Annotated in this window: 4 protein-coding genes; all 4 read left to right on the plus strand. The window is 66.3% G+C overall.

The window, feature by feature from the left end; translation table 11 throughout:
• Positions 1 to 194: 194 nt before the first annotated feature.
• Complete coding sequence (locus tag WBF82_RS21775; RefSeq protein ID WP_424385006.1) at positions 195 to 2177, plus strand: peptidoglycan D,D-transpeptidase FtsI family protein; 1983 nt, start codon at positions 195 to 197, stop codon at positions 2175 to 2177.
• 76 nt (positions 2178 to 2253) lie between these two features.
• Positions 2254 to 2592, plus strand: a complete 339-nt coding sequence (locus WBF82_RS21780) for a WXG100 family type VII secretion target (RefSeq protein WP_424385007.1) — start codon at positions 2254 to 2256, stop codon at positions 2590 to 2592.
• A gap of 49 nt (positions 2593 to 2641) precedes the next feature.
• Positions 2642 to 2878: a hypothetical protein gene (locus WBF82_RS21785; RefSeq protein ID WP_424385008.1), complete on the plus strand. Its 237-nt coding sequence runs from the start codon at positions 2642 to 2644 to the stop codon at positions 2876 to 2878.
• Between the two features lie 64 nt (positions 2879 to 2942).
• On the plus strand, positions 2943 to 4247 hold a 1305-nt coding region (locus WBF82_RS21790), incomplete at its 3' end, for a UDP-N-acetylmuramoyl-L-alanyl-D-glutamate--2,6-diaminopimelate ligase (RefSeq protein WP_424385009.1).

Consider the following 4247-nt stretch of genomic DNA (forward strand, 5'->3'; position numbering starts at 1 on the left):
GCAGCGCCCATGCCCGCCGTCCCTGTACCCGCAGGGCCCGCGCCGCTGGCCACACCCGCGAGCCCTCCCGCCGCGGCTCCGCCGCCGGTTGACGCGCCACCTGTGGGAGTACCGCATCTCGCCACGCCACCGGCTGCACCGCTTGTCGGTGAGCAATTCGGCCCCCTGACCGTTTCGACACCCGGTGCCGGCCGGTGAGCCGCGTAGACCGGTCGGGCAGCCGATCGTCGCGGCCGGTGCAGCGTCGCGGTGTCAGCCCGGCCAAAAAGCCGAAGAAACCCGCTGCGGCCAAAAAAGATCAGCGGGCAAAGGCAGCCCCGCCGGTTCGGTCGGCACGCGACCGTCGTACCCGCCAGGCGGTGGAGCTCGGGAGCCGTGGCGCGTCGTTCGTGTTCCGGCACCGAACGGGCAACGCGGTCATCTTCTTGGCATTGGCGGTGGCGGCTGCCCAGCTGTTCTATCTGCAGGTGCCGCAAGCATCCGGACTGCGCGCGGAGGCCGCGGGACAGCTCAAGGTGACCGATGTCCAAAAAGCGTTGCGCGGCAGCATTATTGACCGTCATAGCGACCAACTCGCTTTCACTATCGAGGCTCGCGCGTTGACTTTCCAGCCGCGCCGGATTCACAAGCAGCTCGCGGAAGCCAAACAGAAGAACGGAGGAGCCCCTGACCCGCAACAACGTTTGACAGACATCGCCAGGGACGTGGCGCAGCGGCTGAACAATAAGCCGGACAAGGCCACCTTGCTGAAGAAGTTGCAAAGCGACGAGACGTTCGTCTATCTGGCCCGCGCCGTCGACCCGGCGATCGCCACCGCGATCACCACCAAATTCCCCGAGGTCGGCACCGAGCGCCAAGACCTGCGCCAGTACCCCGGTGGATCATTGGCAGCCAACATCGTCGGCGGAATCGATTGGGACGGCCACGGTTTGCTAGGGCTGGAAGATTCCATGGACGCCGAGCTCGCCGGTAACGACGGCTCGATCACCTACGACCGCGGGTCTGACGGCGTCGTGATTCCGGGCAGCTACCGCAATCAACACAAGGCGGTCAACGGTTCGACTGTCCAACTGACCCTCGACGACGATATCCAGTTCTACGTCCAGCAGCAGGTGCAGCAGGCCAAGAACCTATCCGGAGCGCGCAATGTCTCGGCGGTGGTGCTGGACGCAAAGACCGGCGAAGTGCTGGCGATGGCAGGCGACAACACGTTCGACCCGTCTCAGGACATCGGGCGTCAGGGCAATAAGCAGATGGGCAACCTGGCGGTCACCTCACCGTTCGAGCCGGGATCGGTGAACAAGGTCGTGGCTGCGTCCTCGGTAATCGAGTACGGGCTGAGCAATCCCGACGAGGTGCTGCAAGTGCCGGGCTCGATCAACATGGGTGGAGTCACGGTGCACGACGCCTGGGCGCATGGCGTGACGCCCTATACCACTACCGGCGTGTTCGGGAAATCGTCCAACGTCGGCACGCTGATGCTGTCCCAGCGCGTCGGCCCGGATCGCTATTACGACATGCTCCGCAAATTCGGGCTGGGTCAGCGCACCAACGTCGGGCTGCCCGGTGAGAGCGCCGGCCTTGTTCCGCCGCTCGACCAGTGGTCGGGCAGCACATTCTCCAACCTGCCTATCGGCCAAGGCCTTTCGATGACGTTGCTGCAAATGGTCGGCATGTATCAGACGATCGCCAACGATGGGCTGCGGATGCCGCCACGGATCGTCAAGGCGACCATCGGACCAGACGGCGCCCGCACCGAAGAGCCACGTCCAGAAGGGATTCGGGTGGTATCGCCGGAAACGGCGCGGACGGTGCGCAACATGCTGCGCGGGGTCGTGCAGCACGATCCGAGGGGTTACCAGCAGGGCACCGGACCGGCCGCCGCCGTCGAGGGTTACCAGATTTCCGGCAAAACGGGTACCGCACAGCAGATCAACCCGGCGTGTGGATGCTACTTCGACAACGTCTACTGGATCACGTTCGCGGGTATGGCCACGACCGACGACCCGCGCTACGTCATCGGGGTCATGATGGACAACCCGGAGCGCAACTCGGACGGCACGCCGGGCCACTCGGCCGCCCCGTTGTTCCACAACATTGCCGGCTGGCTGCTGCAGCGCGAAAACGTTCCACTCTCACCCGATCCCGGGCCGCCGCTCACATTGCAAGCCATGTAGGCGCAAAGTGATTTGCGGCCGGCCACCAGCTGCTGCTAATCGGAGAACTATCAGGCCGTGGCGGGAGGTGGTGGCGATGGCTACCGAAGGAAAGTTTCGGGTCGACCTGGAAGCGTTGGCGGGATCGGCGGCGCAGGTGTCCGAATACGGCGATGATCTCGCGAGTGCTCATTTGTCGTCGGACAACCGCATTGCCGCCGCCCTGTCGGGCTGGGTTGGTGACTCTGCGGCGGCGCTGCACGCCAAGACGGCAAGCTGGTGGGAGGCCTCGCGCAGACTGGTGACCAGTGTTGGTGATCACGCATTGGATCTGGGCAACGACGGAATCGGCTTTGCGGCGATGGAGCGCGACAACATGGAGAGGTTGCGGTGGGGCTCGCCGCCGAGGGAGCCAAAGGTTCAGACTGACCCGTGATGTTGGATTCTGGTCATCGTGTTCGTGCGACAGTGAATTGGATTGGATCTTGGCCGTACTGACCGTGCCGGGAGCCTTGTTTGTCATGCTTGTCGGCTTCGCAGGCGCGATGAGCACCGACCGCTGCGCCTACGAAGATTGCACGCGTCAGGGTCCGCCCTACGTCGTCTTCGTCATGCTGGTTTACGCCGCCCCGTTAGTTGCGGTACTAACCGTGATCGCCTCGTTCCGGACCGCAAAACGTCGTTGGGGCATCCTGATTCCGATCGCCGCGCAAATGCTCTAGCCGGCGGGCCGGATCGGTAGGGTCATGGCCGATCAAGTCGGTGAAACGGCCCTGAAAGAGGAAGGTGGTATCGGTGCCCACGGTGCCTGACGGGCTGCGCCCGGCCATCGGCCTGGGTGTGCCGCTGTCGACGCTGGCCGCTCAAGTCGGCGCGGTAGGCGTCGAGGGCAGCCCGGTGCCCGATGTGCCGATCACCGGAGTCACGTTGAGGGCACAAGACGTGCAACCGGGTGACCTGTTTGCCGCACTGTCCGGCTCGTCAACCCACGGTGCCCGTTACCTCGGCGACGCCATCGAAACCGGGGCCGTCGCGGTACTCACCGACCCCGCGGGCGTCGTCGAAATCACCGGCCAGGCCGAGCACTCCCATGCCGTGCCGGTGCTGGTACATCCCGAACCCCGCAGCGTGCTCGGCGAACTCGCGGCCGTCGTGTACGGCCGTCCGTCAGAACGCCTCGCCGTCGTCGGCGTCACCGGCACGTCGGGCAAGACAACCACGACATATCTGCTCGAGGCTGCGCTGCGAGCGGCCGGGCGGGCAGTGGGCTTGATCGGCACGATCGGCCTGCGCATCAACGGCGTCGACGTCCCCAGCGCGCTGACCACGCCCGAGGCCCCCGCGCTGCAGGCCCTGCTTGCGGTGATGGCCGAGCGCGGCGTCGACACCGTGGTGATGGAGGTGTCCAGCCACGCGCTGACGCTCGGCCGCGTCGACGGCGTGCATTTCGCGGTCGGCGCTTTCACCAACCTGTCCCGCGACCACCTCGACTTCCATCCGACCATGGCCGACTATTTCGAGGCCAAGGCGCGGTTGTTCGACCCGTCGTCACCGCTGCGCGCGCATCGCGCCGTGGTGTGCGTCGACGACGACGCCGGTCGCGCCATGGCCGACCGCGCCGACGCCGCGATCACCGTCAGCACACAGGGTCGGGCCGCGGACTGGCGCGCCGAAGACGTGACCGCCGACGCGGGCGTGCAGGAGTTCACCGCAGTCGACCCCGCCGGTGTGCACCACCGGGTTGGTGTCCCGCTGCCGGGCGAATACAACATCGCTAATTGCCTTGTCGCACTGGCGATTCTCGATGCAATCGGGGTCTCCCCCGAGCAGGCGTCGACCGGTCTGCGGAATACCCGAGTCCCCGGGCGGCTGGAGCAGATCGACCGCGGCCAGGACTTCCTCGCGCTGGTCGACTACGCGCATAAGCCGGGCGCCTTGGGCGCGGTGCTGCAATCACTGCGCCGCCCGGGCAGCCGGCTGGCCGTGGTATTCGGGGCCGGCGGCGACCGCGACCGGGGTAAACGCGGGCCGATGGGCCGCATCGCCGCCGAGCTGGCCGACCTGGTCATCGTGACCGACGACAACCCGCGC

The sequence above is a fragment of the Mycobacterium sp. genome (assembly GCF_049673265.1).
Taxonomy (GTDB): domain Bacteria; phylum Actinomycetota; class Actinomycetes; order Mycobacteriales; family Mycobacteriaceae; genus Mycobacterium.

What these genes read in the sequence shown, in the direction of transcription:
- WBF82_RS21780 (WP_424385007.1), top strand. Translation starts at nt 2,254, where the DNA reads ATGGCTACCGAAGGAAAGTTTCGGGTCGACCTGGAAGCGTTGGCGGGA.